Source organism: Chelatococcus sp. XZ-Ab1 (genome assembly GCF_029309855.1).
Lineage (GTDB): Bacteria > Pseudomonadota > Alphaproteobacteria > Rhizobiales > Beijerinckiaceae > Chelatococcus_A > Chelatococcus_A sambhunathii.
On the sequence record NZ_JARKII010000014.1, the window covers coordinates 1 to 26,520 of the forward strand.

The following is a 26,520-nucleotide window of genomic DNA, read 5'->3' on the forward strand; positions in this document are numbered from 1 at the left end:
CCGGTCATCCACGCGAGGCACGCCCCGCGACTTGTTGGGAAGGTGAGGCCGGATCGCCTCCCATTCGAAATCCGTCAGATCGTAGCGGCCCATCGCAAAGCTCCCGAAAAGGAGCTTGAATCACAATCGCCACCGTCAGGGAACCCAGAGCCGTTTATGGGTTTACGGCCTAGGATTCTATTCAGTTGACACAGCCCGCGGCGAGGCGGGGCGAAAGCAGTCATGGCGAAGGCTCCGGCACGAAGGCGGGCACGCGGCGACCGTCGATGTCAGTGAAACCGTAGTGCGCGGCGAGATCGGCCACCCGCAGCACCTTGCCGCTGTGCCGCATGACCCGCGGGTCGGCGGCCAGCGCGGCGACGGCGCGGCCGAGGTAGCGGGGTGACTCCGTCCGCGCCAGCGCCGGGACGTCCTGCCAGTGCGCCTCGTCGGTGCCATGGGCCGCCAGCACCCATTCCGTCCGCATCCAGCCGGGCGAGAGCGCCAGCGAGGCCACACCGTGGGGGCGCAGTTCCTCTGCCATGGCACCGGCGAGGCGACAGATCGCGGCCTTGGCGAGATCGTAGCAGAGGTTGCCGCGCAGCACCCGGCCCTCGTCCCAGAAGGTGGTGGCGACGATCACCCCGCGGCCGCGTCTCCCCATCCGCGGCGCGACGGCGCGGGCCGCCAACCAGTGCAGCCGCGCGCCGCCGTCCATCATCGCCGGCCAGTGCGACAGCGGCTGTTCCCAGAACGGCACGTCGAAACGCCCGTCGAAGCTCTCGTGTCCGCCCCAGGCATTGTTGACCAGAAGATCGATGGCGCCGGTCTCCTGCTCGATCCGTTCGACCAGATCGTTCACCGCCGCCGGATCCCCCTGATCGCAGCGCATCGCCATCCCGAAGCCGCCCGCGGCGGTGACGGCCTCGGCCGTATCCTCGATGCTGCCCGGTGCAGACGAAAGGCCCGAGAGCCCCAGAATCCCGCCGTAGCTGTCCGCCGGCCGGCCGCGCGTACTGCGCCCCGTCACCACGACGACCGCGCCGGCGGCCCCGAGTTCGATGGCGATGCCGCGCCCCGCGCCGCGGCTGGCACCGGTCACGAGCGCGATGCAATCCTTCAGGGGACGCTCGGGTGCTGACATGGGCAGTCTCCTGTCTCGGCTGGCGCGTTGCCTAGCCCGACTCCCGGCCGGCCGTCTTGGACGGACCCGAAACGGCCAGCGCCCGATAGGCCGTCGGCGTCATGCCCGCGAAGGCGCGGAAGTCGCGCAGCATGTGCGCCTGGTCGTACCAGCCCTGCGCAACGGCGAGCGCAGCCCAGTCCGGCCGGTCCACCATGCGCAGGCGGCGCAGCAAGCTGTGCCAGCGCCAAAGCCGCCGATGCTCCCGCGGCGAAAGCCCCAGATGTTCGACGAAAAGCTGCTGAATTCGCCGCTCGCCGAGTCCAATCTTGTCGGGGCCCTCGCCGCGCGCCAGCGCCGCCGCCACCCGCGCGGTCCGCCTGCCCTCGTCGGACAGGCCGCCGGCGCACTGAAGGCGCTGCCGCAGCCCTTGCCACAGGGCCGCGGCAAGCTGCCCCAGGTCTGCGGCACCCGTGAGCCGGTCGCCGAGATCCCTCGCCTCCAGTCCCCAGAGGTCGGTAAAGCCCACGGCCTGCGCGCGCAGGTCCCGGAGCGGGGCGCCCACAATTGCCCGCGCCGCGGCAGGCGTCAGCGCGAGCGACAACCCCGCCACGCACCCCTGCACGATGACAGTCTGGGCCTCCAACCGCGGGCCCAGAACCAACGGCTCTGCCGCCGCCCCCGACAGGTCGAACCAGAGCCGCACGGCCCCGTCCGGCAGGACATGCTCGACAATCCGCCGGTGGGGCGCCACGGCCTCGCGCCACACCAGCGCCTGACGGATCGCGGGGCGCAGGTCCGGCGGCACGGACAGCGTGTCCGTCTCGGCCTGCGGTGCAACGGTCTCGGGCCCCGGCCCGGTATCGCCTGGAAGGCCGACGAAGAGTCGGCGGGCCTGGGGCTCCGTTTGGCAGCCGGGTCGATCAGCCATGCCGGGCGCCCCTGTCGCGCAGAGTGAGGAATGTGTTTCTTTTCACCCCTCGTCCTCCTCGACCTGCCGCGCCAACCGGTCGAGCGCACCGTCCCAGGCGGCGCCAACCTCGGCCAGCCAGTTTGCCGCCTCGGCCAGCGGCGCGGGGCGCAGAGTCAGCTGCAGTTCGCGTCCATGGCGGCGCGCCGCGACGAGGCCCGCCGCCTCGAGCACGGCGACATGACGGCTGACCGCCTGCCGGGTGATCGGCGCGCCGCGGGCAAGCTGCGTCAGGCTCAGCCGCCCCTCGCGCGCCAGCCGCCGCAGGATGCCCGCTCGGGTGGGATCGCCGAGCGCGGCAAAGATCGGCACCGGATCGGGCGCGCGCATCTCAGGTCGCGACATGATCGACGATGTTCTGCATCTGCATCGTCCACCCACCCTCGTTGCGCTGCCAGACGGCGAGCGCCGGCCCCTCGGGCAGATCGGCAAAGCCCGATTCCACCAGCGTCAGCCGCGTGCCCGCGCCCTCGGGCGTGAGCGTGATCGAGACCGTCAGCCGCGCGTCGCTGTCCGGATCACCAGGAAAGGCTGCGGGGTCGAAGGCGGGCCAGTCCCAGACCAGCCGCCGGCCGGGTTCCAGCGTCACGATGCGCATGTCCCAGCGCATGTGCTCAGTGCCGGGATAGAGGCTGCGGCAGGAGAGCACCGCGCCCTCGCGGATCTCGCCGGTCACTTCTGCGCGGAACCAGCGGCCGAACTCGGTACTGTCGCTCAGCGCACGCCAGACGCGGTCGGGCGGAGCTTTGAGGTGGATGGTCTTCTCGATCGTATCGGGCATGGTCACTTCTGAATATGCAACACAATAGTTGCATGATGCCACGGGCACCGCAAAATACAACGAAAAGGTTGCATATTCTCCGGTCGCGTCGGTCCCGATCCGACGCGACCAGCGGAAAATCACCGCAACAGCGCGGCGCCTCGTCGACCGCGCCTGCAAAGGACGGGCGCGCCAACAGCCAGGCGCGATAGGCAACCCCGGATGCTCGAGCCCGATGGGTTGCGCCCAGCGGCATCGAACAGCGCCAGCCCTGCCGCCCTGGCCCGGCCGGTAATACGCCGCCGGATCCAGCCATGGGCGGCATCGAGCCGTTCGATGGCTTTTTGGCGCGCCTCAGCCAGCCCGTCCTATCCGGGCCGGATCGCCCCGTCCACGGCGGTCTGCATGGCGTTCATTGCGCCGGGTTCCTCGAGATGTCGGTCATCAATGTGGACGTTATTCTCCCACAGCGCGACCAGCACCTTCTGGCTGTGAAACGAGAACGGATAGGCATGGAGCGTCTCGTCATCACACACCTGCCCGCGCACCACGCGCGGCGAGGTGGCGCGCGAGCTTGTCAAGCGTCTGCGCGCCGTATTCGACCGCACCGAAGCCGACAGTCGCCTGCCGCTGCGCGCGGCTCGGATGCATCTGGCGCAAGGTCAGCACCGTCTTGCCGTCCGACTGCGCGTCGAACGTGACCAGCATGCGGAAGCGGCCGGGGTCGTCGTCGCGGTCGGCGCCGTGTTCAACCTCTATCCGGTGCGGCCGGTCGATGATGAGAAAGGTCATGCGATTGTCGTAGCGGGTGCCGTCTGCCCCCACCATGTCGAAGCGCCAGACGCCCCCTTCGGTGAGGTCGATCGCGCGCGTCTCGATCGCCATGCCTTCAGGCCCGAACCAGGCGGTGATCTGGTTGGGATCGGTCCAGGCGTCAAACACTGCCTCGGGCGGGGCATCGAGAACCCGGGCAAGGACGATCTCACGATCGAGCGGCCAGTCGGCCCAGGCGGAGTCAGCGGTCATTGCCTTGATCCTTCTTCATGCGGGTGAGATGCGCCTCCAGCCGGTCGAGCCGGCCTTCCCAAGCGGCGATATGGGTGCGCAGCCAGGCCTCGGTCTGGCGCAGGGCGTCGGGGACCAGAGCGCAGCGCCGGACGCGGCCTGTCTTGGTCGAGACGATCAGCCCGCCGCGCTCCAGCGCCCGGATGTGCTTGAGCATCGTCGGCAGACCGATGGCGAAAGGCTCTGCCAGATCGCCCACCGACGCCTCGCCCTGCGCCAGCCGCGCGACAATGGCGCGGCGGGTCGGGTCGGACAGGGCGGCGAAGACGTGATCGAGTCGGTCCGAATTGTTTTCCATACGGCGAAGTAATCGCACGGCACGCCGTCGTCAAGGACAATTTGCCGACCGACGAAGTTTACCCTTCGTCGCGGAGGTTCGCGCGGCATCAGCGGCAGCATTCGCCCTGGAATAGCGTCCGAAGACGGCATATAGCCCCGGACGGTCGCGGATCGAATGGCGAGCGCGTGCAGCGTATCGTCCGCGTCGGACCGCGCCTTGCGGATGAGCGTCTGCGCTATGTCGCCCCCCTGAGCGGCCGTTCGTCCATCCGCCCGCCAGCATCGAGCCAAGCCCGCTGCAGGATCGTTTCCAGATCGACAAGGTCGATCCGATCCAGTAGCACCTCCGTCCAGCCCCGCGCCCCCCAGCCGTTCGGCACCGGGCGCAGCGCCGCAGGAAGCAGGGCGCACCAATGCGCCTGATCCTCGGGCGACAGGCGCAGGTTCGCGGCGGTCCCATCCCGTGGCAGCGTGGCAAAGATGCGCCGGGCCCGAAATGCCGCGCGGTCGAAATGCGGCGCTTCGGTCGTGCCGGGGAGCGACAGGGCGAGGCGCCGCACGTCGGCGGCCGATGTAGGAGCAGGAGCAGTCACGGCGCCGCCCTCCGGACGGCCTTGCCTTCGGCGAAGGTCTCGCGCTTCTCCACCGACCCGTCGCGGGCAAGGCGCAGCCAGTCCCCGTGCTTCACGCCGTCGCGGAAATGGCCGATCTGCCACAGCTCGCCCGTCTCGCGCCAGAACAGCCATTCGCCCTGCATGACACCAGCGACAGAGCGTCCCTGGGCCTTCTTCAGCCCGGTCTTGAAATAGTAGGTCAGCAGTTCATCCTCCTGCCGGAAGACGGGCTGGCCGTTGGCATAGCGGGTCTTGCCCTGCATGGCCTCAGCCCCGACCGGCGGCATTGATGGCGGCTTGGTCGATCTTGCGCATGGTCATTATCGCGGCGAAGGCGCGCTCGACCTCGCGGTTGAATCCGAGACAGACGGTATTCTTCGGGACCATGGAGTCACCTCAGGCATCCTGAACCATCCAAAACCCGAATAGATCATGCGGCTTCCGTCAAACGACATAGAGCGGCCCGTCTCCACGGGGCGGCCATGACGCGGACACAAACGACATCGGGTAGTGACAGGCCGGCCGGTTGCCGACCTTGCCTCGCCTCTCGTCGGCGGCTCAGTCCAAGTCGATCCGCACGGCATCGGTGTTCGCGCCGCAGATCAGCACGCAGACCGTCTCGCCGGCCCGAGGCCGGTAGCGCCCGCTCAGGATCGCGGCAAAGGCCGCGGCTCCGCCCGGTTCGGCCACGACCCGCGCCGTTTCCCACAGTGCGGCTTGCGCCCGCCGAATCTCGTCATCGGTAACAAGCAGGCTTTCGGCGACAAGGGCCCGGGCGATCGGGAACATTATCCGTCCCACCTGCCGTGGCGCAAGGGAATCCGCAGCGATCCCGCCCGCAGGGGCATCGACCGGCTGTCCTGCGGCCAGCGCGGCATGAAGCGTCGGCGCTGTCTCGGGCTCGACGGCGACGACCCGCCTTTCGCCGGCAAACCAGGCTGCGATCCCGCCGATCAGGCCGCCGCCGCCGACGGCAACCAGCAGGGTCTCGGCTTCGGGGGCGTCCTGTGCAATCTCAAGGCCCAGCGTTCCTTGACCCAGCAGGGTCTCGGCCTGATCGAAAGCGTGGATCGGACGCGCTCCTGTTTCTGCTGCGAAGGCCTCGCTGGCGGCAAGAGCATCGGCGTAACGGGCACCGCCGACGACAAGGCGAGCGCCGTAGCTCTCGATGCGCCGGGCCTTGGCCGGCGACACGACTTCGGGCACGAAGATCGTGGCCGGATGTCCGAGGCGACCGGCGGCCCATGCCACCGCGGCGCCGTGATTGCCCCCCGAGGCAGCGACCACGCCAGCCTGCGGCACGGGATGGCCGATCAACGCCGCAAGGGCGCCGCGTGCCTTGAAAGATCCGGAATGCTGGTGGCATTCGAGCTTCAGGGCGACAGCGCAAGGCGCCCCACCGAAGTCCGCGAGGTCGCAGCGCAGCACGGGTGTGCGCCGGATGTGCGGGCGGATCAGGGCTTCGGTCTGCCGGATCGCGTCCCTGTCGATGCTTGCAGCCACGGTCATGTCGGGCGCCCCGTGCCTACAGTGGCTGTCCCCGCACGTTCGACGATCTTCTCGGAGAAGCGCGACATGCGAATGACCGCTCGGCGATGCGTCCCCTCGCCGATTGGACCAGCCGAATCGAAGGCCCGGACGCGGAAACTCAGGATCCGACCCGCGACGGTCTCAACTTCGACCTCGGCGCGCAGATCCGACCCTGCAGAGGTCGGAGCCGCATGGCTCATGTCGATATGGATGCCGACCGAATGTTCGCCCTCGTCGAGATGCGGGCGCATCAGGTCTATGCAGGTCGCCTCGACGAAGCCAACCATCATCGCCGTGGCCAGAACGGCGGGCATGTCCGCAAAGGGTGGCAGTTGGCCGGCCAGGGCCGGCACCAGCATGGCAGGGGTCACGATCGTCCTCGACTCGTGACGAAGGCCGGGAATCAGGGTGTCACGCAAGCGGCGATTTCCTTTCAGCAGGTTCGATCGAAGTGCAGCGCGCCAGCAGGATCAGACTGCCGAGAACCAGCGCCGCGGCGGCCACCTCGACCGGATGTGTCGGCGTGCCCAATGCCGCCCAGCCGATGACCAGCGCAGTCACCGGGCCGAGGCCGAGGAAAGCGCTGGCAACTCCGGCTGGCAGCCGCTCCAGAGCCGTGAGCCACAGGAGGATGCCGAGGCCGCTCGAAGCGCCGAGGCCCAGCACGAGCGCGACTGTCTCTTCCGACCAGTTGCGCGGCAGGACGGGCCAACCCTCGAGAAGGGTTGCGAGGGCGAGGAACGGCAGCGCCGCCGCCATCGACAGGCCACTCACGCGGGCGACTCCATGGCGCACGATCTGCGGCTGATGGACCAGCGCGCAAGCCGCCCCGACCAGTGTGGCCAGCGCAGCCAGACCCAGCCCCGGCAGGGCCGAGACGGAAGGGCTCGCGGCCAGCGCCTGCCGCCCCAGGACGAGGCCCGTCGCAGCAACCGCCCCGCAGACCGCCACCGCCTGACAACGCGTGACGGCGCGTCCCTCCGCCAAGGCCGACAGCGCCAGCGCCATCAGGGGCATGGTCGCGAAGACGAGCGCCACCTGCGACGCGGGTGCCGTGGCCACAGCCATGTTCAGCAGCACGACCAGAAGGCCGAACTGGGCTGCACCTGTCGCGCAGATGACCAGAAGATCGCGAGTGCCGGGCAGGATGCGCCATGCTCCGCGCAAAGCCGGCACGAGGATCGCGAGCCCTACACCATAGCGCAGAAAGGCGAGCGTGGACGCGCCGGTTTCGGCCACGGCCGCCGCGCTCATCGCCATCGCCGCGCCGACCTGCACGCCGGTCGCCGCCGCCGCGAGGTGAGCGTACCCGGTCACAGCGCGCGCTCCCAGGTCTGGCCGACGAGGTCCTGCCCGAAGCTGTGGTGGGGTTTCTCGTCGATCAGCCGGAAACCCGCCGCCTCGTAGATGCGCCGCGCCGAGACAAGAACATCGTTGGTCCAGAGAATCATTCGCCGGTAACCGCGGGCGCCGGCGAAGCGCAGCGCCTCTTCAACCAGCCGCCGCCCCAGACCCAGGCCGCGCGCCGAGGGCTCAACATAGAGAAGGCGCAAGCGCGCTGTTGCATCGTCCTCGCGGACGACGAAGATCGAGCCCACGATGCCGCCGTCGCGCTCGGCCACCCACGCGCGTTCGCCGGCCGGGTCGAAATGCTTCACGAACTGCCCGACGATTTCGGCCACGAGGCCCTCGTAGGTCCAGTCCCAACCGTATTCCTCTGCATAAAGGCGCGCCTGGCGGTGCACGATCCAGCCCAGATCGCCCGGCTCGGGATCCCGCAAGACCACGAAACGGTCCTCGGTCCGGTCGCCGAGAAGCTGCCGGATGCGCGCCATGGCCCCGACAAGCTCGCGCCGGTCACGCTCGGACAGGGGCGCGATCAGCGCCTCGACCTCGGCGGCAGAGGCGCTGTCGAGCCGGGCGAACTCCGCACGGCCCGTCTCGGTGAGCCGCAGTTCCTGCCGGCGCGCGTTGCCGGGCGCCGGCTCGCGCAGGATCAGCCCCTTCGCCTCGAGCCCGCCGATCAGGCGGCTGAGATAGCCGGGATCGAGCCGGAGGGCTTCGGCCAGATCGTTGGCCGAAAGCGGCGCGGCCGGGGGGGCGTTGGCGATCTCGTAGAGCACCCGGACCTGCGGCAGCGAATAGTCGGAGGCCAGCAGATGTTCGTTCAGCGCACCGACAAGCTTCGTGTGGAAGCGGTTGAACTGCCGGATGGCGGCGATGGCGGCATCTTGCATGTTGCCAATGTTCCATTTAAGTTGCTTTTGGCAACATAAAGACGGACGAGGCAACTTGCAATGGGTGTAAGTGAAGGGAAAAGGGCCCGGCAGATGTTCGAGGGTGACGCGCTGATGCGCAGTTTCGGCGCCGTTCTGGAAAGCGCCGACGGCGACAGGGCGCGGATTTCGCTGGTCGTTGGCGAGGGGATGGTTCAAGGTCATGGGACGTGTCATGGCGGTGTGATCTTTGCCCTCGCCGATGCCGCGTTCGGCGTCGCCTGCAATGGCGGAAGCGATACGGCGGTGGCGCAGCATTGCACCGTCACATATCTGCGGCCTGCCCGGCAGGGCGAGCGGCTGACCGCCGAAGTGTCGCGTCGGTCCGGGGCCGGACGCTCGGGCGTCTACGACGGTACGGTCACCGCGTCCGACGGCACCGTCGTTGCTGAATTCCGCGGCGTCGCGCGCAGGCTCCCGGATCGCGGGATTTGACGCCAGGCGCCGCACGGATTGGCCGGCACATCATGCCTATTACGAAGGGCTTCTCCATGGCCTTGATCGACGGCACCCGTCTGCGGCTTCCGGCCGAAACCTTCAGGTCGCCGGGCGCCCTGGCGCCGGCAACGATCCTCACGACGGCCCGCATGACTCTGACGCCCGCCTCGCCGGACGATGGCCCAGAGCTTGCTTCCCTTGAATTCGATGCCGAGGTCATGCGTTTCCTCGGACCGCCGGGACTGCCTGAAGATGACTCCGCACCCTTTCTGCGACCGCGCGGCGGCGAACCGGGCATCTGGACTGCGCGGTTGCGTTCGGACTGCAGTTTCGTCGGATGGTTTGCCCTGATCGCTGCGGAGGATCGCTCCGGCACGGCCGAACTCGGCTATCGGCTGCGTTCGGCTGACTGGGGTCGGGGCCTCGCCACCGAAGGGGCAACTGCCGTCCTGCAGCACGGGATCGCGACAATGGGCCTGACACGGGTCAGGGCGACAACGATGACAGTCAACACCGGCTCGCGGCGCGTCCTTGACAAGCTCGGCTTCGTTCACGTCGAGACCCGTCACCTGGACTGGCCCGCCCCCTTGCCGGGAAGCGAGAAGGGCGACATGTTCTACGAACTCGACACACGGCGGTATCGAGAAATACATTCGCAGCAGTGACGGGCCCGGCCGAAATTCTCAATGAGTGATGCATTCTGTGCCGGTCAGCAGTAGTCCCTGCTCGGACTTCGTGTCGACGCACTTGGTGTGGAAACGGTCCGATATCAGACCCATCCCCCGCCATTATTTATGATTTTCCCCAATGATCTTAAATTGCGTGAGCTTGCAAGCCGTCGTCCAATCGGCTAGCTCCCTGCGATGTGCAATGCGAACCGGGGAGCGCGCTCATGTCCAAGACTTCTGTCTCAAGCGCGCTCGCTGGCATCGAACAGGGCGACAGGCGTTAGGCCCGGTCGCGCCCGATCCCTTCTGAGCCAGTTCACCAGTCACCGGTTCTGCTCGGCCCCCGCGGGCTTGAGAAGAACATTGTGCATTGCCACGGCCGATCCCACTCCGGGCAAAGGGTGGTGATCGCGAACAACTCCGGAATTGTTCATGAAAGACATCGAGCAGCGGGCTGCCGAAGTGCGCGCCGCCGTTACAGTGAGACCACCGAAGCGTGAGGACTATCGCTCGATCTTGTCGTTGCGGCCCCATCCGCACCAGGCGGCGTATATCGCGAGCAACGCGGAATCGCTTGAGGAAGCAGAAGACAATGGTGCCTGCGTGCCGCTCATCATAACCGCGGCAGGTGAGCCCGTCGGGTTCGCCATGTATGCACGCGATGAGGACGACGGGAACTACTGGATCTATCGCCTGATGATCGATGCTCGGTTCCAGGGCAAGGGATATGGGCGGGCTGCCCTGGGGCACATCCTCGAGCAGTTCTCGCGGCTGCCCGGTTGCCCCTGCGTCGTCCTGGGCGTGCATCCCGAGAACGAGCGGGCGCGCCGGATCTACGAGAGCTTCGGCTTCCGGTACACCGGCGCTGTCATCGGGGGCGAGATCGTCATGGAATATCGGTTCTGAGACCGGTCGGGGGTGGCGCATGCACAGGCGCCGCCCTTCCGATTGCCAGTCCCCTTCGCCCGCCCTAACCTGTCGTCACACCGGCATCCTCAGGGGAAGACGACGCCATGTACGGACTGCTCGGCCAGATCATCGCCACGCCCGGCGCGCGTGACAGGCTGGCGGCCATCCTCGTCGAGGGCACGGCCGACATGCCGGGCTGCATCAGCTATGTCGTCGCCTATGACATGGAGGATGCCGACGCCCTGTGGGTGACGGAGGTGTGGAAGGACAGGGAGAGCCACGCCGCTTCGCTCGACCTGCCGGCGGTCAAAGACGCCATCGCCGAGGCGCGGCCGCTGATCGCGGGTTTCCGCAACCGCCACGAGACCCTGCCCATTGCCGGCGCGGGCCTGCCGGAGGACGCCGGCTGACGGCGTTCAATCGCCGTTGTCCGGCCGGCCCGAAAGCGCGACGTAGAAACCGGCGCCGTCGCGAGCCGGAAGCGGCGTGAGCCGCTCGACCCAGCCCTTGCGCCGCGCCTCGAGCAGAAGGCGGCCGACGGGCTGGAATAGGGTCTCTCCGCTCGTCGGCGAGGCCGGATCGATGAGCACGGCGACGGATTTGCCCGCGGCGAAGCGGCTGCGCTCCAGCATCTCCTTGATGGACGCGAGCGCCCGCTGGCGGGCCACGCCGCGCAGGTCGATCACTGATTCGGCATCGGCGAGGCCGAGATTGCCGCGCAGCTTGGCTGCGTAGATGTCGTCGAAGAAGGGCATGGGCGCGACAACTCGGGCAAGGCTACGCGGATAAGGGCAACGCTGGCGACAGACGCCGGACGACGTCGGGGTAGCCGGACCGGCACCCTGCGGGCCGCTCGGACCGCACTGTTGCCAACAGTCTGTCCATGCCCGCGCCGCCGCGTCAACCGCGACGGCGCTTGCTGCTGTCGAAGCGGAAACGAGGGCCTGTCGGCCCCGCCTCAGCGCACGATGACGTTCTTGAACTGCCAGGGATCGTCGTGGTCGACGTCCTCAGGGAAGAGGACGCCGCGGTCCTTGAGCGGCGTCCAGTCGGTATAGCGGCCGACGACGGGGCCGAGATAGGGCAGTTGCACCTCAAGGCACCGACGGAAATCCATCTCGTCGGCTTCGACCACGCCGCGGTCCGGGTTTTCGAGCGCCCAGACCATGCCGGCGAGCACCGCGGAGGTCACCTGCAGACCGGTCGCATTCTGATAAGGCGCGAGGCGCCGCGTCTCCTCGATGGAAAGCTGCGAACCGTACCAGTAGGCATTGCGCGCATGGCCGTAGAGCAGCACGCCGAGTTCATCGATGCCATCGACGATCTCCTCCTCGTCGAGGATGTGCCATATGTCCTGGATCCTCCATTGGCCACCGGCCATCTCGTGCAGCGACAGCACCGCGTCGTCGCAAGGGTGGTAGGCGTAGTGGCAGGTCGGACGGTAGACCACCTTCCCGCCCTCGCGCGCCGTGAAATAGTCGGCGATGGAGATCGCCTCGTTGTGGGTGATGAGCCAGCCGTGCTGGGCCTCGGCCGTCGGCGTCCAGGAGCGCACGCGCGTGCCCGCGCCGGGGCGCATGAGATAGATACCGGCGCCGCAACCGAAGTCGTGGCTGCGGCCCTCTGGCGGCAGCGTCTTCTCGTGCGTGCCCCAGCCAAGCTCGGCAGGCTGCAGGCCTTCGGCGATGAAGCCGTCGACCGACCACGTGTTGACAAACGTGCCGCGCGGCTTGGGCCACTTCGCGCGCTGGGTGTCGCGCTCGGCGACATGGATGCCCTTGACGCCGGCCTTCATCATCAGCTGCGCCCATTCCTCCCGGCTCGCCGGCTCGGGCTCGTCGAGGCCGAGGTCGGCGGCGAGGTTGAGGAGCGCCTGCTTGACGAGCCAGGACACCATGCCAGGGTTGGCGCCGCAACAGTTGACGGCCGTGCGGCCCGGGCCAAGCGCGCCCTTCATGTTGAGCACCCCCTCGCGCAGGGCGTAGTTCGAGCGCTGCGAGACCGTGAGGCGCGGGTCCGTGTAGAAGCCGGCCCAGGGTTCGGCCACGGTATCGATGTAGAAGGCGTCGCACTCGCGCGCGAGGCGCATCATCTCGGTGGACGACACCTCGACCGACAGGTTGACGAGAAAGCCCGGCCCCGGTCCGGCCGTCAGCAGCGGCTTGAGGAGATGGTCGAAGTTCTCGCGCGTGATCGCCTCGTTGATGAAGCGGATGCCGCGCTCGTCGAGCACGCCGCGGTTCTTGGCATCGGGATCGATGACCACGAATTTCGAGCGGTCGTGGGCGATGTGGCGCTCGATCAACGGCAGGGTGCCCTTGCCGATGGAACCGAAGCCGATCATGACGATGGGGCCGTCGAAGCGGGCATGCACGGGCCAGTCGGTCATCTCTTCACTCTCCTGGGCTGGCGGGTGATGTCCCGCAGGCGGGACGGACAAAACGGCTGCGACCGCACGAATCCGTGTCCGTGCGGCGCAGTCAATCGGAAAAGCAGGAATCAGGCCGCCCGGGCGTATTCCCGGCCGCCTTCGTGCGCCGCGGCGACGAGCTGGCCAAGATCGGGCAGTGCCGCCGGCAGCCCGGTCGGCGAGACGAGGCCGCGCGCCCCGCCGAGCGCGCCGGGGGCGAGTTCGAGCCCGAGGAAGCGCTCGCGCGTGAAGGGTCCGGGCAGCCACAGGCCGCCGGTGTGCGCCGCCGAGAAGCCGAAGCGCGCGTAATAGGGCGCATCGCCCACGAGCAGGATGGCCCCGTGGCCGAGATCGGCGGCATCGGCGATGGCCTGGCGCATCAGCGCGCCGCCAACGCCGGCCGAGCGCCTATCAGCCGCCACCGCGAGCGGGCCGAGCATGAGCGCCGGCCGTGAGGGACCGGCCGTGACGCGCCACAGGCGCAAGGTGCCGACGAGCCGCCCGCCCTCGCGCGCGGCAAAGGCGAGCCCCTCGGCCGGCAGGCGCCCTTCGCGCAGGCGCTCCGACGTCTTCGTGAAGCGCGCCGCTCCGAAGGCCTCGTCGAGCAGCGCCTCGCGTGCCGCGATGTCACGCGGCTCTTCTTTCCCGATGATCATGGCAATGCCTTCCCCGTCCCGCGGGCGGGACGTTCTGTGCAACCTGCGTTGCTTCGTGAGGAAGGGGAGCCGGCCGCCCGGCTCCCGACGATGGCGGAGCCGGGACCCAGACGGGCCGCGGCTCAGATGTGATAGGCCTTCAGCGGCGGGAAGCCGTTGAACGCGACCGCCGAATAGGTCGTCGTATAGGCGCCCGTGCCCTCGATCAGCACCTTGTCGCCGATCGACAGGCTGACCGGCAACGGATAGGGCACCTTCTCGTAGAGCACGTCGGCGGAATCGCACGTCGGCCCGGCGAGCACGCAAGGCTCCACCGCATCGCCATCGCGCGGCGTGCGGATAGGGTAGCGGATCGCCTCGTCCATCGTCTCGGCGAGGCCGCCGAACTTGCCGATGTCGAGATAGACCCAGCGCACCTCGTCGCTCGCGCTCTTCTTCGAGATGAGCACGACCTCGGCCTCGATGATGCCGGCGTTGCCGACCATGCCGCGGCCCGGCTCGATGATCGTCTCCGGAATCGCGTTGCCGAAGTGGCGGCACAGCGCCTGGAAGATTGACGAGCCATAGGCCTCGACCGCCGGCACGTCCCTGAGGTAGCGCGTCGGGAAGCCGCCGCCAAGGTTGACCATCGACAGGTTGATGCCGCGCTCCGCGCACTCGCGGAAGATGCCGGCTGCGGAGCCGAGAGCCTGATCCCAGGCCTCGGTGTTGCCCTGCTGCGACCCGACGTGGAAGGACACGCCATAGGCCTCGAGGCCGAGGCGGTGGGCGTGCTCCAGCACGTCGACGGCGAGCGACGGCTCGCAGCCGAACTTGCGCGACAGCGGCCACTCCGCACCCGCGCCGTCGCAGAGGATGCGGCAGAAGACCTTGGCGCCGGGCGCGGCGCGGGCGACCTTCTCCACCTCGTCCGCGCAGTCGACGGCATAGAGGCGCACACCGAGCGCGAAGGCGCGCGCGATGTCACGCTCCTTCTTGATGGTGTTGCCGAAGGAGATGCAGTCCGGTGTCGCGCCGGCGGCCATGGCCATCTCGATCTCGGCGACGGACGCCGTATCGAAGCACGAGCCGAGGCCGGCGAGCAGCTTCAGCACCTCCGGCGAGGGGTTGGCCTTGACGGCATAGAACACGCGCGTGTCCGGCAGCGCGCGCGCAAAATCGAGGTAGTTGTCGCGCACGACGTCGAGGTCCACCACGAGGCAGGGACCATCCTCTCGTCGGTTGCGCAGAAATTCGCGGATGCGCTCGGTCATCGACCTGCTCCCAAAGCTCAACAGGGGCGAAACCGCCCGGCATGACACGGATGCGATAGCCTGCGTCGCCACGCTGTGGAGACGTGACGACGACGAGGGGTTTCACACCCGAACGTGCTGCCTACGCTTTGGAAGGAATGCCTTCCGCACGCCTGGCAATGATGGACAAGCCTCTTCGGTAGCCCGAGCCGACCTTTGGAGGGTCGGTAGAGACCAAAAAAGCCCGTTCCGTCGTTGCTTTAAGCCGCGTCCCCCGCGGAGAGCGGAGTGCGCCGGTTTCGCCTCCGGCTGCCAGTCAAGTGTTCGAAGCGCTTGCGCTTCGGGCGGCTGTCCGGCCTCTTGTCCGGATGCCCACCGACCGGCACGCGACCACAGGCACGTGCGAAATTGGGCATGCGTTTAATAGTATCGTTGCCTGCCGCTCTCAAGACCCGAAGCGTGCAAAAATGTCGAAAAATTTCGTGCCCCCAGCGCAGCCCCGCCTTGATGCTGCCGCATGGGCGGATTGATGGGATCTTAAAGGTCGGAATGGCACCGTTCCGGCCTCGTTGTTCCCATGGGACGAGGACCAGAAAAGCGCAGCAGATGACGATGGACCGCCGCACCCTTCTCAAGCTCGTCGCAACGGCCGCCGCCGCTTCCCTGATGCCGCGGACCGGCATCGCCCAGCAGGTCGATCCCGCCGCCCGTGGCCCGCAGGCCCGCCCGCCCTTCAGCTTCGAGGAGGTCGTTCGCCGGGCCCGTGATCTCGGTTCTCTACCCTATGAGCGGCCGGCGAGCGCCGTGGCCGACGTATTGGCCAAGCTCGACTTCGATGCCTACCGCGACATCCGCTTCCGTCCGGACAAGGCCCTGCTCGCCCAGAGTGGCGGGCCCTTCCGCATGCAGCTCTTCCACCCCGGCTTCCTCTTCCGCCAGCCGGTGACGATCAACGTCATCCGCGAAGGCGTGCCAACGCCGGTGCCCTTCTCCGCCCAGATGTTCGACTACGGCCGCACCAAGCTCGACAAGCCGCTGCCGGTGAATACGGGCTTCGCGGGCTTTCGTCTGCACTATCCACTCAACAACCCGAAGGTGCTCGACGAGGTCATCTCCTTCCTCGGCGCGAGCTATTTCCGCTTCCTCGGCCGCAACCAGCACTACGGGCTTTCGGCGCGCGGGCTCGCCGTCAACGCCGGCGGGGAACCCGAGGAATTTCCCGTCTTCCGAGAGTTCTGGATCGAGAACCCGGAAGCCAATGCCGAGCGCGCCACGATCTACGCCCTGCTCGACAGCCCCTCCATCGCTGGAGCCTTCCAGTTCCACCTCTACCCCGCGGCGCAGAGCGTCCTCGACGTGACGGCGACGCTGTTCCCGCGCACCAGCATCCCGAAGCTCGGCATAGCGCCGCTGACCTCGATGTTCTTCTCTGGCGAGAACGACCGCCACCTCGACACGGGCTACCGGCCGGAGCTGCACGATTCGGACGGCCTGCTCATCCATTCCGGCTCGGGCGAATGGATCTGGCGTCCCCTGCGCAATCCCGCGCGTCCCGCCATCGCCGCCTTCGTCGAGAGGAACCCGCGCGGCTTCGGTCTGATGCAGCGGGACCGGCATTTCTCACACTATCAGGACCTCGACCTGCACTATCAGACACGCCCGAGCTACTGGATCGAGCCGCGCGGCGACTGGGGCGAGGGGCATGTGGAACTCGTCGAACTGCCCACCGGCGACGAGACGAACGACAACATCGTCGCCGCATGGATCCCGCGCCAGACGCCGGATCGCGGGCAGGAACTGACCTTCGGCTACCGCATCACCGCCCTCGACCGGGAGACGGAGATGCATCCCGGCGGCAAGGTGCTCAACACCTTCGTCACCGTGCCGAAGGCGCACGGTTCGGACGAGCCGGTGCCGGCGGGGGCGCGACGCTATCTCGTCGATTTCAACGGCGACGACCTGCCCTATTATCTCGGCGACCCGCAACTGGTGCAGGTCGATGCCAGCATCTCGGCCGGCCAGGTCACGCGCGCCTTCGTGCTGCCGAATCCGGCCATCGGCGGCTTCCGCGCCTCCATCGATATCGAGGTGCCGGAGGGCCAGACAGGCGATGTGCGCGCTTTCCTGCGCGCCGGCGACAAGGCGCTGACCGAAACCTGGATCTATCCCTGGTCGAGCCAGTGAAGGGGCTCAGTAACCCTCTTTTTGCCACGGCTGCGGCGGCGGACAATCCGCCACCTCGCGCAGCATGGCGATGAAGGCCTCGGCGCCGTGAATGGCGCAGGCCTCGCCTTTCTCGCGGCTGGCGCGCGCGGCATCGCCCATGGCGCCAGCCTCATGCAGGTCCTGGCTCATCCAGCCGAAGGACGTTGCCGTGCCGATGCCGATGTGGCGATAGCGTTGCTCCATGGCGAGCGAGCGCGGCTCGAAGTTCTCGGCCTTGTCCATGCGCACTGTGTCGGGCCGGAAGGCGAGCATCAGCGAGGTCTCCACCTCGCCCGCATGGATGCCGTGCCTCAATTCGCGCGCGGCGAAGAGGTCGGGATAGCCGAAGCGATGCCAGGAAGCCGAGACCACCAGCATGTCGCAGGCGACGCGCAACTCACGGGCCACGATGTCGATGATAGCGACGTTGCCGCCATGCGAGTTGACGATGACGAGCTTGCGACAACCGGCGCGGGCGACGCTCTCGCCGATCTCGGTCCAGGCCCGCATGGCCGTCTCGGCCGACAAGGTGAGTGTACCCGGATAGGCGAGATGCTCGTTCGACTTGCCAACCGACTGCACCGGCAGGAACAGCACGAATAGATCGTCAGGCAGGCGCCGCGCCACGGCGTCGAGATAGCCCTGCATGATATGGGTATCGACGCCGACCGGCAGGTGCGGGCCGTGCTGCTCGACAGCAGCGACCGGCAGCACGGCGATCGCCTCGTCCATGGGCAGACGGCGGAAGTCGTCGCTCGTCAGATCGAGCCAGTAGCGAGAGGGAAACATGGCGGCAGATCCTCGGCTTGCGGAATGTCAGCCCGGCGTCAGCCCTTGGCGGCGGCGATGATCTCCACCTCCACCTTGAACTCCTCGCGCGTGAAGCCGGAGACGATCATCAGCGTGGAGGCCGGCGGCGGCTCGCGCACGAATCGGTCGCGCACCTCCATATAGGCCTTCATGAAGGCCCTGTCGGTGACATAAGCGTTGATACGCACGATATCGCCGAAATCCATGTCCGCCTCCGCCAGGATCGCGCAGATCGCGCGAAAGCACAGTTCGGCCTGGGCGCCGGCGTCCTCCGGCACCTCGTCGTTGACGCTGATGCCGAGTTGGCCGGAAGCGAACAGCATGCGGCTGCCGGCCTGCACCTCGACGGCATGGCTGTAGCGGGCGAAGGGCGGGCGGACACTCGTCGGGCTGTGAGCCTTATTCATTCTGGTCGGTCCGTTGCTCGGATAGATGGCACACCATTGCCGAGACGCCGCATCACGGCAACGCCCGAATGGGAAGGGCGCCATGCACCGGGCGGGACCGTTCCTGTCCGGCACGGGTCTTGCCAGCGCCGTGCCGGGATCGCCGTTGAACCTTGCCAACCGGCGCGCTGGCATCGCACAACAGGCGTCTTAGCTGGAAGGCTGCGCAAGAGGGAGGCAGCGCATGAACGGTTCAAAGGCACTGGCAGCAGGTGTGACTGCTCTTGCCATCCTCGCTGCAACGAGCGGTGCCGAGGCGCTCGACAAGGTACGCTTCGGCACCAACTGGGTCGCCCAGGCCGAGCATGGCGGCTATTACCAGGCCGTCGTCGACGGCACCTACGCGAAATACGGCCTCGACGTCGAGATCGTCCCCGGCGGGCCGCAGTCCAACAACCGCATGCTGCTCCCGGTCGGCAAGCTCGACTTTTACATGGGCGGCAACATGATCCAGGCCTTCTCGGCCGTCCAGGAGAACATCCCGACCCTCGTCGTCGCCGCCCATTTCCAGAAGGACCCGCAGGTCATCATCTCGCACCCTGGCATGGACAAGTGGGAGGATCTCAAGGGCGCCACGCTGCTGATCTCCAAGGAGGGCCTTGCCTCCTTCTACCAGTGGATGGTGAGCCAGTACGGCTTCAGCGAGAGCCAGGTCCGCCCCTACAACTACAATGCCGCCCCCTTCATCGCGGACAAGAAAGCGGGCCAGCAGGGCTACCTCACCTCCGAGCCACTGGCCGTCGAGCGCGAGGCCGGCTTCAAGCCCAACGTCTTCCTGCTCGCCGACTACGGTTTCTCGACCTATGCGACGACCGTCGAGACGCGCCGCGATCTCGTCGAGAAGAACCCCGACCTCGTGCAGCGCTTCGTCGATGCCTCGGCCATCGGCTGGTACAATTACCTCTACGGCGACAACGCCAAGGCCAACGAAGCCATCAAGCGCGACAACCCGGAGATGACTGACGAGCAGATCGCCTATTCTGTCGCCAAGATGAAGGAATACGGCATCGTCGATTCGGGCGACGCGAGCGATAAGGGCATTGGCGCGATGACCGACGAGCGCATGAAGGACTTCTTCGACAAGATGGTGAAGGCCGGCGTCGTGCCGGCGGACCTCGACTACAAGAAGAGCTACACCCTCCAGTTCGTGAACAAGGGTGTCGGCCTCGACCTCAAACCCAAGAATTGATCGGGACCTGAACTGACGGGAAGAGGAAGCGGTCGGAAACCGGCAGCGGCTCGCCCCCGGCGGTTGACGCGCCGGGGCGGGGAGTGCAAGCACTGACGCAATCGACGCCAAGACGAATGCGCGGCGTGTCGCCCGGCGGCACGAGATTCAACAACACTCGAGACCTAATGATGCTCGCTTCGCTGTCGCCGACCGTCGCGGACCGGGAACCGGTCGTCTCCCTCATCGGGGTCGGCAAGACGTTCTCCAACGGCACGATGGCGCTCGAGAACCTCAACCTCGACGTCTTTCCGGGCGAGTTCCTGTCGCTGCTCGGGCCATCGGGCTGCGGCAAATCGACGGCGCTGCGGCTGATGGCGGGCCTCGGCCGGGCGACGTGCGGCGAGGTCTCCATCGTCCGCCACGATCCCGGCGAGCACCGCGGCGACATCGGCTTCGTCTTCCAGGAGCCGACGCTGATGCCCTGGGCGACGGTGGCGGACAATGTCTGGCTGCCCCTGCGCCTCAAGGGCGTATCGCGGGCGAAGGCCGATCCCGTGATCCGTGACAGCCTCGCGCTCGTCGGCCTCGCCGCCTTCGCCGGCGCGTATCCGCGCGAATTGTCCGGCGGCATGAAGATGCGCGTCTCCATCGCCCGCGCACTCGCGACGAAGCCCTCCATCCTCCTGATGGACGAGCCCTTCGCCGCGCTCGACGAGATCACCCGCTTCAGGCTCAACGACGATCTCCTGCGCCTCAAGGCCGAGCTCGGCTGTACGGTCGTCTTCGTCACCCATTCGGTTTACGAGAGCGTCTACATGTCGAGCCGCATCGTGGTGATGGCGGCGCGCCCCGGCCGCGTCGTCTCGACGATCGAGGTCGACGCGCCGATGCCGCGTGGCGAGAGCTTCCGCGCCACGGCGCGCTATGCCGAATTGTGCCGCGAGGCCTCGGCCGCCCTGCACGGCGCCATGGCGCCCGACGACCATCTCTAGCAGCCCACGATGAGCGCCTCGACAGACGATACGCCCGCAACCTCCGGCCCCTCGCGCATGGATGCGACGCGCCTCGCCGCCATCCTCCTGCCGGTCGCGATTCTCCTCCTCGCCGTCGCCGGTTGGGAGGCGGCGGTTCAGCTCAACGAGATCCCTCCCTACATCCTGCCGGCGCCGTCGCAGATCGCGGCGACGCTCGTCAAGGACTGGCCGGTGCTGTTCGGCTCGCTGCTCGTGACGCTGCGCATCACCTTTCTCGCGCTGTTCGCCGCCGTCGTCGGGGGCGTCCTGCTCGCCATCCTCTTCGCCCAGTCGCGCTGGATCGAACTGTCCTTCTTCCCCTTTGCGGTGATCCTGCAGGTGACGCCGATCGTCGCCATCGCGCCGCTGCTGCTCATCTATCTCGAACCGGGCACGGCCGTGCTCGTCTGCGCTTTCCTCGTCGCCTTCTTCCCCATCCTGTCGAACACCGCGCTCGGGCTTGCCTCCGCGGATCACAACCTGCGCGACCTCTTCGACCTCTACGGCGCCTCGCGCTTCAAGCAGCTCATCTACCTGCGCCTGCCGGCCGCCCTGCCCTATTTCCTCGGTGGGCTGCGCATCGGCGGCGGGCTGGCGCTGATCGGCGCCATCGTCGCCGAGATCGCCGCCGGTACGGCGGGCCAGGGCTCGGGCCTTGCCTTCCGCATCATCGAATCGGGCTACCGGCTCAACATCCCGCGCATGTTCGCGGCGCTCTTCCTGATCTCTGTGGCGGGCATCCTCATCTTCCTCCTCTTCACGGCCCTCAGCCATCTCCTGCTGCACCGCTGGCACGAGAGCGCCCGCAAGCGGGAGGCCTGAGGTGAGCCGCGGCTTCCTTTCGCTTCCCGACACGCCGGCCTTCGTCCTCGCCGACGCCACGGTGCCGGCGGCGGTGCTGCCCGCGGCGGCCATACGCGGCGCCGTCGAAGGGCTCGTGCGCTGCGACATTCACGTGGCCGACGGCCGCATCGCGCGCATCGCTCCCGTCGGTGGCGGCGAGGAAACAGCGTCCGCGCCGACGCGGGTCGGCCTCGACGGCGGCATCGTCCTGCCACGCCTCGTCGACGTGCATACTCATCTCGACAAGGGCCACATCTGGCCGCGCACGCCGAACCCCGACGGCAGCTTCATGGGCGCGCTCGACAGCGCCGGGCGGGATCGCATTGCCTTCTGGAGCGCCGAAGACGTCGCCGCCCGCATGGACTTCGCCCTGCGCTGCGCCCTCGCCCACGGCACGGGCGCCGTGCGCACGCATCTCGACTCGCTCGAGCCGCAGACCGCCATCTCCTGGCCGGTCTTCGCCGAGATGCGCGAGGCGTGGAAGGGGCGCATCGCCCTACAGGCGACCGCGCTCTTCACCTGCGACATCGTCACCGGCGACGAGCCGCAATTCCGCGACATCGTCGCCACCGTCGCCCGTCATGGCGGCGTCCTCGGCGGCGTCACCTTCCTCGGCGCCGCGCCAGATGCGGCGCTCGATCTTGCCCTCGATCGCATCTTCATGGCCGCCGCAGCCAACGGCCTCGACCTCGACTTCCATGTTGACGAGAGCGACGCCCCCGAGGCGCGCAGCCTCGAGCGCATCGCCGACGCCGCCATGCGCCACCGCTTCAAGGGCCGCATCCTCGCCGGCCACTGCTGCTCGCTGGCCCTGCAGAATGAAACCGATGCCGCGCGCGTTATCGACAAGCTGGGCGAAGCGGGCATTGCCGTGGTCTCGCTGCCGATGTGCAACATGTACCTGCAGGATCGCCGCCCGGGACGCACGCCACGCTGGCGCGGCGTCGCGCCCCTGCACGAGCTGAAGGCCGCCGGAGTGCCGGTGATGGTGGCGAGCGACAACACGCGCGACCCCTTCTACGCTTACGGCGACCTCGACATGGTCGAGGTCTTCCGCGAAGCGACGCGCGTCGCCCATCTCGATCACAACGGCGACGACTGGATCGCGACGGTGACGACGACGCCGGGCGACGTGATGCGCCTTGCCGACGCGGGCCGGCTCGCCGAGGGTGGCCCGGCCGACCTCGTGCTAACACGGGCGCGCAGCTGGACGGAACTTCTGGCACGGCCACAGGCGGACCGCGTCGTCGTCGTGGCCGGCCGGGCCCTCGACGAGGCCCTGCCGGACTATCACGAACTCGACCGGCTGGTCGCAGCGCAACGAGAGGGACAGGACCGATGACCCACCGCTACGACATCGAGGGGCTGAAGAGCCGCATCGACGGTATCAAGACAGAGGACAACCCGGCCCTCGTGCGCCAGAAGAGCCGCGACTTCTTCTGGTATTCGCCGACCCTCAAGCGCCAACTCGAGAACGTGACCGGCGACATCCTCGTCTCGCCCGCGAGCGAGAGCGAGGTGCTGCGCGTGCTCGCCGCCGCCTACGAGCTCGGCATCCCGGTCACACCGCGCGGCACCGGTACCGGCAATTACGGCCAGGCCATGCCACTCTCTGGCGGTGTCGTCCTCGACATGTCGGGCATGGACAAGGTCAAGGAGATCGGCCCCGGGCGCCTCGTGGCCGAGCCCGGCGCCATGCTCGCCAAGATCGACCGGCAGACCCGGCCCCATTCCGGGCAGGAGCTGCGCCTCTTCCCGTCCACCTATGCCACCGCCTCGCTCGGCGGCTTCATCGCCGGCGGCTCGGGCGGCGTCGGCTCCATCCGCTGGGGCGGCTTGCGCGATGCCGGCAATGTCCTCTCGCTCAAGGTCGCGACCATGGAGGCGAGCCCGCGCGTCCTGACGCTCACGGGCGACGACCTGCACAAGGTGGCCCATGCCTACGGCACCAACGGCATCATCACGGAAGTCTCCGTGCCGCTGGCGCCGGCCTATACCTGGGTCGACGTCATTGTCGGCTTCGACACGCTGGCTGCGGCCGCGGCCTATGCCAACGCCCTCGGCGAGCAGGACGGGCTCCTCCTGAAGGAGCTCGCCGTCATCGCTGCGCCGGTGCCGCATGACGTCTTCCTGCGCCACCAGAAATTCCTGCCGCGGGAGAAGCACATCGCTGTCGCCATGGTGGCGGAGCACGCGCTCGACGCCACCCTCGCCTTCACCCGCCGCTTCGCGGGGGCGCAGGTGCTCTTCCGCCAGGACGTGATGAGTCCCGAAGAGCTGCGCGGCCTGCCGCCCGCCTTCGAGCTCGCCTGGAACCACACGACGCTGCGCGCCCTGCGTATCGACCCGAGCATCACCTATCTGCAGACGCTCTATCCCTTCCCGAACCAGCTCGACCTCGTCGAGAAGACCCGCGAGCGCTTCGGCGACGAGGTGATGGCCCATCTCGAATTCGTCCGCTTCGACGGCAAGATCACCTGCTTTGGCCTGCCGCTCGTGCGCTTTACCAGCGAGGAGCGCCTCGACGAGATCATCCGCATCCACGAGGACATGGGCGTGCCTGTGTTCAATCCGCATCGCTACACGCTCGAAGAGGGTGGCATGAAGCAGACCGATGCCGTGCAACTCGCCTTCAAGCGCGAGGCCGACCCACGGGGCCTCCTTAACCCCGGCAAGATGATCGCCTGGGAGAACCCGGACTACGATTACACGTCGGGCAAGACCTACCTCTTTCCTGGCCTTGCCGACCGTGCCGCCTGACGCCGGGCGGCAGCGATGCGCATCCTCCTCGTCTACTGCCACCCTTGCGCGGACAGCTTCACCGCGGCGGTGCGCGACACCGCCCTCTCTGCCCTGTCGGGCCGAGGGCACGACGTGCACCTGCTCGATCTCTATGCCGAGGGCTTCGACCCGGTAATGAGCGCGGACGAGCGCCGCGGCTATCACACGCCCGGCACCAATGAGGAGCCGGTCGCCGGCCATCTCGCCCTGCTGCGCTGGGCGGAAGGGCTCGTCTTCGTCCACCCCACCTGGTGGTACGGGCCGCCGGCGATACTCAAGGGCTGGCTCGATCGCGTCTTCGTGCCGCATGCCACCTTCCGCATGCCCGAGCGCGGCAAGACGACCCTCGGCACCTTGGGCCACATCCGTCTTATCGCCGTCGTCTCCACTCTCGGCAGCCCGCGCTGGTGGTGGTGGTTCATGGGCATGCCCGGCCGGCGCATGCTGCTGACAGGCATCGGTGCCCTGTGCGGCCTCCGGTGCAAGCGCCTCTGGCTCGGCCTTCACGGCATGGACACGGTGACGGCGAACGAGCGCCGGCGCTTTCTGACCAGGGTTTCGCGCGTCCTCAGTCGTGTCTGATCGACGGCGCGTTCAGCCCGTCATTGAAGTGTCATGGCCTGCCGGTCATTATTTCGACGGCAAGGCAAGCCTTTCCGTGAGCAAAACTGTTCGAGGCCCGCAATGAAGCACCCGGTCGCCAAGAGTGTCGGGTGGGCATTGGTCCACGCCGCCCGTCTCCACCGCACGCGCGTCGGCGAGCGGCTCAACGGCCTCGGCCTGTTCCCGGGCCAGGAACAGGTGCTGCAGGCCCTCGTCGGCGGCAAGACGCTAACCATGGGCGAGCTCGCCAGCCTCCTGCGCGTCAAGCCGCCCACCGCCTCCAAGACCATCGCTCGGCTCGCGGCTCAGGGGCTTGTCCAGCGCGCCACAGAGCCGGGTGACGCCCGCATCGTCGTCGTGAGGCTGACCGACGAGGGCGCCCGCCGCGCCGCCTCGATCGATAATCTCTGGAACGAGGTGGAGGACGATCTGCTGCGGGGCTTCGACAACAAGGACCGCAAGCGCCTGCGCAAGCTCCTGCGCAAGGCTGCCAGGAATCTCGCGGGCAGCAGCTCCGACGAGGGCGAGAGTCTCGACGAGGATCCTGACACCGACGACATCGAGGAGGCGCCCGCGATCGCCTCCGTTGGCTGAGCACCGCATCGCCGCAGCACCGCACAAGGCGCAGGGGAGCTTTGCGGGGGGACGACTCGCTCTTCGCCCGCGCCTCGTCTAGCGTCGGGCATGGCTCGGTCAAAACGGTTGAAATCGGCAGGATGACGCAGGCCTCGCTCGAAGCGGCGGATGAAAGGGCGCGCAGGGACCGGCTCGTCGCGATCGCCCTGATGTGCGGGGCCCTTCTGTGCTTCGCCTGCCTCGACACCAGCGCCAAGTGGCTCAACCGTTACATGGACCCTATCCAGACGGTGTGGGTGCGCTATATCGGCAGCATCATCTTTGTGGCGGCGCTCATCAATCCCGCCACGCATCCCGGCGTTCTCAGGACCAACCGCCTCGCGCTGCAGCTCGGGCGCTCGCTGCTGCTCTTCCTGTCAACGATTCTCAACTTCTTCGCGCTGCGCTACCTGCAGCTCGTCGAGACGATGTCGATCCTCTTTTCGACGCCGCTCATCGTCGCGCTGATCGCCGGCCCGCTCCTCGGCGAATGGGCGGGGCCGCGACGCCTCGCCGCCATCGGCGTCGGATTCATCGGCGTCCTCGTGGTCACCCGGCCCGGCATCGGCGGGCTGCATCCGGCCGCGCTGCTCTCCGTCGCCGGCGCCGTCTGCTATGCTCTTTACAGCATCGCCACGCGCGTCCTCGCCGCCCATGATTCGTCCGAGACGACGATGGTCTATTCCGGCTTCGCCGGGGTGGCGCTGACGACGCCGATCATTCCCTTCGTCTGGTCAGCTCCGGCCTCGCTCATGGTCTGGCTCATGATGTTCGCCGTCGGCGCTTTCGGCGCGCTCGGGCACTGGATGCTGATTCTGGCGCACCGGCGTGCCCCCGCCCCGATTCTCGCCCCTTTCATCTACACGCAGATCGTGTGGATGATCGCGCTCGGCCTCATCGTCTTCGGCGATGTGCCGGACGGATGGACGCTCGCGGGCGCCGGCATCGTCGTCGCATCCGGGCTCTATCTGCTGTACCGGGAGCGCGTGCAGAAGGCCCCGCTGAGCCAGGCTGCAGGCTGAGACGGACATCTTGCCGCGTGCCGCGGCGCAGAATGTCGTTTCGCCAAATGGCCCCTTGACTTAATTCGATTGAAAATGCGTCCTTGCTGGACAAGCAAAGGG

General features: G+C 67.8%; 31 protein-coding genes and 1 pseudogene. 13 read left to right on the forward strand and 19 right to left on the reverse strand.

Translation table 11 applies throughout. The annotated features are described in order from the left end of the window. The 13 genes and pseudogenes from P2T65_RS18045 to P2T65_RS18105 form a co-directional block, all read right to left on the reverse strand. A pseudogene (locus P2T65_RS18045) lies at positions 1-93 on the reverse strand (IS5/IS1182 family transposase); the annotation flags it as partial. A 127-nt stretch (positions 94-220) separates the two neighbouring features. After that, positions 221-1,123: an SDR family oxidoreductase gene (locus P2T65_RS18050; protein WP_276200428.1), complete on the reverse strand. Its 903-nt coding sequence runs from the start codon at positions 1,121-1,123 to the stop codon at positions 221-223. A 31-nt stretch (positions 1,124-1,154) separates the two neighbouring features. Then, positions 1,155-2,033, reverse strand: coding sequence for a helix-turn-helix domain-containing protein (locus P2T65_RS18055; RefSeq protein WP_276200429.1), 879 nt, complete (start codon positions 2,031-2,033; stop codon positions 1,155-1,157). A gap of 42 nt (positions 2,034-2,075) precedes the next feature. After that, positions 2,076-2,417 carry a metalloregulator ArsR/SmtB family transcription factor gene (locus tag P2T65_RS18060; protein WP_276200430.1) on the reverse strand — a complete coding sequence of 114 codons (342 nt, stop codon included), beginning with the start codon at positions 2,415-2,417 and terminating at the stop codon, positions 2,076-2,078. Beyond that, positions 2,404-2,853, reverse strand: coding sequence for an SRPBCC family protein (locus tag P2T65_RS18065; protein ID WP_055457760.1), 450 nt, complete (start codon positions 2,851-2,853; stop codon positions 2,404-2,406). Before P2T65_RS18065 ends, P2T65_RS18060 begins: the two co-directional genes overlap by 14 nt. Positions 2,854-3,360: 507 nt before the next feature. Beyond that, complete coding sequence (locus P2T65_RS18070; RefSeq protein ID WP_055457762.1) at positions 3,361-3,858, reverse strand: SRPBCC family protein; 498 nt, start codon at positions 3,856-3,858, stop codon at positions 3,361-3,363. Further along, the gene (locus P2T65_RS18075; protein WP_055457763.1) at positions 3,848-4,195 is read right to left on the reverse strand and encodes a metalloregulator ArsR/SmtB family transcription factor; all 348 of its coding nucleotides are present in this window, start codon (positions 4,193-4,195) and stop codon (positions 3,848-3,850) included. The genes P2T65_RS18070 and P2T65_RS18075 overlap by 11 nt, the downstream gene beginning before the upstream one ends. Before the next feature lie 217 nt (positions 4,196-4,412). Next, a complete protein-coding gene (locus tag P2T65_RS18080; RefSeq protein ID WP_245280445.1) occupies positions 4,413-4,769 on the reverse strand; it encodes an MmcQ/YjbR family DNA-binding protein in 357 nt (118 codons plus the stop codon). Next, entirely contained in the window at positions 4,766-5,053 is a 288-nt protein-coding gene (locus P2T65_RS18085) for a hypothetical protein (RefSeq protein WP_072249422.1), read from the reverse strand. Before P2T65_RS18085 ends, P2T65_RS18080 begins: the two co-directional genes overlap by 4 nt. A gap of 295 nt (positions 5,054-5,348) precedes the next feature. Further along, positions 5,349-6,299, reverse strand: a complete 951-nt coding sequence (locus P2T65_RS18090) for a threonine/serine dehydratase (protein WP_071924160.1) — start codon at positions 6,297-6,299, stop codon at positions 5,349-5,351. Continuing rightward, positions 6,296-6,739: a thioesterase family protein gene (locus tag P2T65_RS18095; RefSeq protein ID WP_071924161.1), complete on the reverse strand. Its 444-nt coding sequence runs from the start codon at positions 6,737-6,739 to the stop codon at positions 6,296-6,298. Before P2T65_RS18095 ends, P2T65_RS18090 begins: the two co-directional genes overlap by 4 nt. Beyond that, positions 6,732-7,637: a DMT family transporter gene (locus P2T65_RS18100; RefSeq protein ID WP_055457767.1), complete on the reverse strand. Its 906-nt coding sequence runs from the start codon at positions 7,635-7,637 to the stop codon at positions 6,732-6,734. The genes P2T65_RS18095 and P2T65_RS18100 overlap by 8 nt, the downstream gene beginning before the upstream one ends. Continuing rightward, positions 7,634-8,773 (reverse strand): bifunctional helix-turn-helix transcriptional regulator/GNAT family N-acetyltransferase, encoded by a 1,140-nt coding sequence (locus P2T65_RS18105; RefSeq protein ID WP_346348320.1) that lies wholly within the window; start codon positions 8,771-8,773, stop codon positions 7,634-7,636. The genes P2T65_RS18100 and P2T65_RS18105 overlap by 4 nt, the downstream gene beginning before the upstream one ends. Here P2T65_RS18105 and paaI point away from each other — a divergent pair. From paaI to P2T65_RS18125, 4 genes are all read left to right on the forward strand, one after another. Then, complete coding sequence (gene paaI / locus P2T65_RS18110; RefSeq protein WP_245280457.1) at positions 8,672-9,031, forward strand: hydroxyphenylacetyl-CoA thioesterase PaaI; 360 nt, start codon at positions 8,672-8,674, stop codon at positions 9,029-9,031. The two genes, P2T65_RS18105 and paaI, sit on opposite strands and share 102 nt — an antisense overlap. Before the next feature lie 56 nt (positions 9,032-9,087). After that, positions 9,088-9,699 (forward strand): GNAT family N-acetyltransferase, encoded by a 612-nt coding sequence (locus P2T65_RS18115; RefSeq protein ID WP_083585988.1) that lies wholly within the window; start codon positions 9,088-9,090, stop codon positions 9,697-9,699. Positions 9,700-10,134: 435 nt separating this feature from the next. Continuing rightward, positions 10,135-10,608, forward strand: a complete 474-nt coding sequence (locus P2T65_RS18120) for a GNAT family N-acetyltransferase (RefSeq protein WP_276200431.1) — start codon at positions 10,135-10,137, stop codon at positions 10,606-10,608. 107 nt (positions 10,609-10,715) lie between these two features. Continuing rightward, positions 10,716-11,021 (forward strand): putative quinol monooxygenase, encoded by a 306-nt coding sequence (locus P2T65_RS18125; RefSeq protein ID WP_063186989.1) that lies wholly within the window; start codon positions 10,716-10,718, stop codon positions 11,019-11,021. Between the two features lie 6 nt (positions 11,022-11,027). Here the strand turns inward: P2T65_RS18125 and P2T65_RS18130 are convergent, their stop codons facing one another. The 4 genes from P2T65_RS18130 to P2T65_RS18145 all read right to left on the reverse strand — a co-directional run bounded on the left by P2T65_RS18130 (position 11,028) and on the right by P2T65_RS18145 (position 14,930). Further along, the gene (locus P2T65_RS18130) at positions 11,028-11,366 is read right to left on the reverse strand and encodes a hypothetical protein (protein WP_019404235.1); all 339 of its coding nucleotides are present in this window, start codon (positions 11,364-11,366) and stop codon (positions 11,028-11,030) included. A gap of 203 nt (positions 11,367-11,569) precedes the next feature. Next, the gene (locus P2T65_RS18135; protein ID WP_276200432.1) at positions 11,570-13,000 is read right to left on the reverse strand and encodes a saccharopine dehydrogenase C-terminal domain-containing protein; all 1,431 of its coding nucleotides are present in this window, start codon (positions 12,998-13,000) and stop codon (positions 11,570-11,572) included. Positions 13,001-13,110: 110 nt separating this feature from the next. Continuing rightward, positions 13,111-13,677: an N-acetyltransferase gene (locus P2T65_RS18140; RefSeq protein WP_276200433.1), complete on the reverse strand. Its 567-nt coding sequence runs from the start codon at positions 13,675-13,677 to the stop codon at positions 13,111-13,113. A gap of 122 nt (positions 13,678-13,799) precedes the next feature. After that, entirely contained in the window at positions 13,800-14,930 is a 1,131-nt protein-coding gene (locus P2T65_RS18145) for a type III PLP-dependent enzyme (RefSeq protein WP_276200434.1), read from the reverse strand. A 591-nt stretch (positions 14,931-15,521) separates the two neighbouring features. Between P2T65_RS18145 and P2T65_RS18150 the strand changes: the two genes are divergently transcribed. Then, positions 15,522-17,093 (forward strand): glucan biosynthesis protein G, encoded by a 1,572-nt coding sequence (locus tag P2T65_RS18150; protein WP_342585594.1) that lies wholly within the window; start codon positions 15,522-15,524, stop codon positions 17,091-17,093. A gap of 6 nt (positions 17,094-17,099) precedes the next feature. Here the strand turns inward: P2T65_RS18150 and P2T65_RS18155 are convergent, their stop codons facing one another. Next, entirely contained in the window at positions 17,100-17,903 is an 804-nt protein-coding gene (locus P2T65_RS18155) for a creatininase family protein (RefSeq protein WP_055457777.1), read from the reverse strand. A 38-nt stretch (positions 17,904-17,941) separates the two neighbouring features. After that, positions 17,942-18,331: a RidA family protein gene (locus P2T65_RS18160; protein WP_276200435.1), complete on the reverse strand. Its 390-nt coding sequence runs from the start codon at positions 18,329-18,331 to the stop codon at positions 17,942-17,944. Positions 18,332-18,554: 223 nt separating this feature from the next. Between P2T65_RS18160 and P2T65_RS18165 the strand changes: the two genes are divergently transcribed. The 8 genes from P2T65_RS18165 (at position 18,555) to P2T65_RS18200 (ending at position 26,418) form a co-directional block, all read left to right on the forward strand. After that, positions 18,555-19,559 (forward strand): ABC transporter substrate-binding protein, encoded by a 1,005-nt coding sequence (locus P2T65_RS18165; RefSeq protein WP_055457779.1) that lies wholly within the window; start codon positions 18,555-18,557, stop codon positions 19,557-19,559. A gap of 167 nt (positions 19,560-19,726) precedes the next feature. Then, on the forward strand, positions 19,727-20,533 hold the full coding sequence (locus P2T65_RS18170; protein ID WP_276200436.1) for an ABC transporter ATP-binding protein: 807 nt from the start codon (positions 19,727-19,729) through the stop codon (positions 20,531-20,533). A gap of 57 nt (positions 20,534-20,590) precedes the next feature. After that, positions 20,591-21,376, forward strand: coding sequence for an ABC transporter permease (locus P2T65_RS18175; protein ID WP_096335222.1), 786 nt, complete (start codon positions 20,591-20,593; stop codon positions 21,374-21,376). A 1-nt stretch (position 21,377) separates the two neighbouring features. After that, positions 21,378-22,739 carry a cytosine deaminase gene (locus P2T65_RS18180; protein WP_276200437.1) on the forward strand — a complete coding sequence of 454 codons (1,362 nt, stop codon included), beginning with the start codon at positions 21,378-21,380 and terminating at the stop codon, positions 22,737-22,739. Continuing rightward, on the forward strand, positions 22,736-24,157 hold the full coding sequence (locus P2T65_RS18185) for an FAD-binding oxidoreductase (RefSeq protein ID WP_276200438.1): 1,422 nt from the start codon (positions 22,736-22,738) through the stop codon (positions 24,155-24,157). The genes P2T65_RS18180 and P2T65_RS18185 overlap by 4 nt, the downstream gene beginning before the upstream one ends. Before the next feature lie 15 nt (positions 24,158-24,172). Next, entirely contained in the window at positions 24,173-24,760 is a 588-nt protein-coding gene (locus tag P2T65_RS18190; protein WP_276200439.1) for an NAD(P)H-dependent oxidoreductase, read from the forward strand. Positions 24,761-24,862: 102 nt separating this feature from the next. Then, positions 24,863-25,375, forward strand: coding sequence for a MarR family winged helix-turn-helix transcriptional regulator (locus P2T65_RS18195; protein WP_071924171.1), 513 nt, complete (start codon positions 24,863-24,865; stop codon positions 25,373-25,375). A gap of 122 nt (positions 25,376-25,497) precedes the next feature. Beyond that, positions 25,498-26,418, forward strand: a complete 921-nt coding sequence (locus P2T65_RS18200) for a DMT family transporter (protein ID WP_055457786.1) — start codon at positions 25,498-25,500, stop codon at positions 26,416-26,418. Positions 26,419-26,520: the final 102 nt, after the last annotated feature.